Source organism: Paenibacillus sp. F024 (assembly GCF_057814255.1).
The window spans coordinates 1-293 of sequence record NZ_JBVASZ010000148.1; the positions used below are offsets into that span (position 1 = coordinate 1).

The 293-nt window shown below is 58.7% G+C and carries 1 pseudogene; it reads left to right on the forward strand.

Going from position 1 to position 293, the window contains the following annotated elements:
- Positions 1-293, forward strand: a pseudogene (locus tag ACZYR9_RS27740) (LLM class flavin-dependent oxidoreductase); the annotation flags it as partial.

Sequence of the window (293 nt, forward strand, 5' to 3'; positions counted from 1 at the left end):
GTTCCGGCTGCTGGAAGGTCTTTACCCCAATCGCATCGATCTGGGCATCGGCCGTGCGCCGGGCGGGGAGCCTGTCGTTTCCAGCGCCTTAAGATACGGCCGTCCTCTGAAGCATGAGGAGCAGTATAAGGAAATGCTCAAGGATTTAGCCTGTTTTTTAACTGACCGGTGTGAAGAGGGACATCGGTACAAGGAACTGAGAGCGACCCCGGTCGTGGAGACCATGCCCGAATGCTGGCTTCTCGGATCCAGCGCCTTCAGCGGTAAGCTGGCTGCGGAGCTGGGAGGAGCGT